This is a genomic window from Streptomyces sp., from assembly GCF_035563135.1.
GTDB lineage: Bacteria > Actinomycetota > Actinomycetes > Streptomycetales > Streptomycetaceae > Streptomyces.
This window is the reverse complement of sequence record NZ_DATMVN010000133.1, coordinates 1-2,359: the sequence shown is the minus strand read 5'-3', so window position 1 is coordinate 2,359 and position 2,359 is coordinate 1. Positions and strand designations below refer to the sequence as shown.

At 69.0% G+C, this 2,359-nt stretch carries 3 protein-coding genes; 1 reads left to right on the top strand and 2 read right to left on the bottom strand.

Translation table 11 applies throughout. From position 1 onward, the window contains the following. Window positions 1-743, bottom strand: a 743-nt coding sequence (locus VN520_RS05665; protein ID WP_325745734.1) for a helix-turn-helix domain-containing protein, incomplete at its 3' end; no start/stop codon positions are given. 208 nt (window positions 744-951) lie between these two features. Between VN520_RS05665 and VN520_RS05660 the strand changes: the two genes are divergently transcribed. Next, window positions 952-1,443 (top strand): hypothetical protein, encoded by a 492-nt coding sequence (locus VN520_RS05660; protein WP_325745733.1) that lies wholly within the window; start codon window positions 952-954, stop codon window positions 1,441-1,443. A 48-nt stretch (window positions 1,444-1,491) separates the two neighbouring features. Here the strand turns inward: VN520_RS05660 and VN520_RS05655 are convergent, their stop codons facing one another. Next, window positions 1,492-2,295 carry a transposase family protein gene (locus VN520_RS05655; protein WP_325745732.1) on the bottom strand — a complete coding sequence of 268 codons (804 nt, stop codon included), beginning with the start codon at window positions 2,293-2,295 and terminating at the stop codon, window positions 1,492-1,494. Window positions 2,296-2,359: the final 64 nt, after the last annotated feature.

The window sequence follows — 2,359 nt, the reverse complement described above, 5'->3', positions numbered from 1 at the left end:
TCGAGCCTCGATCCCGTGGCAACGGGGGCGTCCGCAGGGTCGTCGGCGCCTGCTGCAGGTGCCGGCGGGCCGGGCCGGGGAGTGTCGGCGAGGAAGGACCGTCCGAGCCATCGTGGCACGGTGCGGCGGGCGGCCGGTTGGCCGTCGATGACCACCTCACCTGACCGCAACGTCTCGCTCCAGCCGAAGTCGCCCCGCCAGAGCCTGGTGAGGGTGCGCAGCGTGGTGTGGACGTGCGCCCACACGTCATGGCCCTGGTCGAAGTCGCAGACGTCGACGCCCTCTCGGCGGATGACCATCCACCAGTGCCGCACCCGGGAGTCGACGTCGGAGAAGTGGAAACCCAGCACCGTGGTGGTGTCCGGCACCGTCTCCAGGTCGATGTTCCGCCGGATGTCCCACAACAGGTAATAGGGATCCAGGTCGTCGTCGTACAGGTCCTGCATCCAGCGCAGTCCCCAGCGGCCGATGGCTTCGAGGATCGGCATGAGTTCCTGGCCGGCCGGCGTGAGGTGATAGGTCACCTGCTTGCCCTCGCAGTGCCGCTGGACGACTCCGGCTCTGACGAGGGTCTGCAGCCGCTTGGACAAGAGGGTCGGCGACATCCTCGGCACGCCTCGGCGCACCTCGTTGAAGTGTCGACTGCCCAGCAGGAGTTCTCGGAGGACGAGCATCATCCACCGCTCGTCCAGCACTTCCATCGCCTTGGCGATCGGACAGAACTGCCCGTAGGTGGTGGGCACACCTCACGGTAGACGGCCGCAGAGCACCGCCGGTAGTACAGATCGTGTACCGGGTTGCTCCAGGTCCTGAACTGGAGGACGCCTCCGGTCCACCGCCACGCTGCTCCTCGTACCCACCCGATCCCGAGGCGGATGCGATGACTCGAGTGTCACCGACGGGATCGGTCGGGTCCGTCCGCGTCGGGCGACACCCATCGAGGAGAACGACATGAGAACCGGATCGACCATTCGTCGGGCTGCCGTTGCCCTCGTCGCCGCCGTGGTGCTCGCGGTCATTACGCCCGGGCAGGCCCAGGCGGCCGTCTTCCCCCCTGACCCCGTCCGCCTCACAGCCCAGGTCGTCGACTTCGGTAACGATGCGTGGGTTCTGGGAGCGCCGCTCGGGTCGGGTTCCGTCGAATGGAGCGTCAACCAGAACGGCTTCTACCAAGCGACGTTGAGGGGGTACCTGCACCTGGACAACGCCCCGCTCGAGTACGGCCGCATGCACATGGAGTACTTCGACGGCGCCGGGAACTCCATGGGGGTCATCCACGGCGGGAAGGTGCGGGCGCCCAACAACAACAGCCACAGGAGCTGGTCGGTGGACCTCCACTCGCCGGACCACCTCCAGGTCGTCCAGGTGGAGATCTGCACGGAGACCAGCAGCAACGGCACCAGCTGGACGCCGGTTCGCTGCAGCGGAAGGCTCCTGCTCTAGATGACCGATTCCAAGGGTCAGTGGTCGTAAGCGATCAGTGAGGTTTTCTCACCTGGTTCCGCGGTCGAGTGAGGTGAGCACCAATGCGGCGGCGACAATTGCGCCGATGCGGTGCGGGCTGACGGTGACCCGGTCGAGGGCGCGCCAGCGGCCGAGCAGGGCATGGCCCCGCTCGGTGGGCGCGCGTAGTGCGGTGATCAGGGAGTTGTAGCAGCGGTTGTCGGTGTGCAGCGGACCGTCGGGTTGGCGCTTGATCGGGACGTGCACCCCGATGCCGGCACCGGTGTAGCCCTTGTCGGCCAGCACCGGCAGCCCCCGGGCGGCGTGCGGGTACAGCGCCGGCAGGACCAGCTCGCGGGCGGCGGTCAGATCGTGGGTCGAGCCAGGCCGGACGTCGGAGACCCACAGCGGGAAGCCACCGGGGTCGCACAGGACCTGCACGCTGCCGCCGAAGGCGTGGTGTTTGCCGGAGTACCACAGGTGATGGCCGCGCTCGGCGCGGGCGGCGACCCGGTCGGTCGGGATCAGCGTGCCGTCCAGGCAGAGGAAGGGCAGGCCGACGGCGCGAGCATGGGTCAGCACGGCGCCCCGGGCGGGAGCGTGCGCGGCGATCACGTCGAGCGCTTCGTGCAGGTAGCGGTAGGCGGTGGCGATGCTGACCCCGGCCTCGCCGGCCAGGGTGCGCACGTCCAGACGGTGGCGCAGCCAGCGCAGCGCCAGCACGACTTGGGCGTGCACCGTGCCGACCCGCTGCGCCGGACGGGTCCCCGGCCGACGGCGGTACCGGGCGACCCAGCCGGTCACCGCCCTCAACACCGGTGCGGACACATCCAGGCTGGCACGATGAGACACAGCGGGCTCCCGGGGAAGAGGAGATCGGTCTTTGGCGAGTCGATCTTTACCCCGAGAGCCCGCG

Bases quoted from the DNA above. Each gene is read 5' to 3' on its own strand.
- VN520_RS05660 (WP_325745733.1), top strand. From the start codon at position 952: ATGAGAACCGGATCGACCATTCGTCGGGCTGCCGTTGCCCTCGTCGCC.